Here is a 512-nt window from a genome sequence, read left to right as displayed (position 1 = left end):
CGGGCTCGACCCGGGCGGCGAGTACGACCAGGGCCAGGCGGCCTTGCTCGCCAAGCACCCGGACTACCCGGCGCTCGTCGGCCAGTTCGTCCAGGCCGACCCGGGCCGGCGCGGACGGGAGCGGCCCGACCTGTACCGGCTCGCCCGGCACTCCCATGGCCGAGCGGTGCTGTTCGTGACCCACAGCTGGGGCGGGGGCATCCAGCGGCACATCGACGACCTGAACGAGACCCATGGCCTTGACACCGGCTTTTGACAGGTCGATCATGTCGTCCATGTGCCGCTGGATGCCCCCGCCCCAGCTGTGGGTAACGAACAGCACCGCTCGGCCATGGAAGTGCCGGGCGAGCCGGTACAGGTCGAGCCGCGCCCGGCCGCGCCGGCCCGGATCGGCCTGGCCGAACTGGCCGACGAGCGCCGGGTAGTCCGGGTGCTTGGCGAGCAAGGCCGCCTGGCCCTGGTCGTACTCGCCGCCCGGGTCGAGCCCGAACGAGATCTGGCCGGCATGGTAG

1 protein-coding gene is annotated in these 512 nt (G+C 72.5%); it reads right to left on the bottom strand.

Annotated elements, in window-relative coordinates:
* The coding region (locus tag MKL09_RS25115) for a hypothetical protein (RefSeq protein WP_244024736.1) at positions 1–512 on the bottom strand (512 nt) is incomplete at both ends.

The organism is Methylobacterium sp. J-048, from assembly GCF_022829515.1.
Classification (GTDB): domain Bacteria; phylum Pseudomonadota; class Alphaproteobacteria; order Rhizobiales; family Beijerinckiaceae; genus Methylobacterium.
This window is presented reverse-complemented; position numbering and strand designations above follow the sequence as displayed.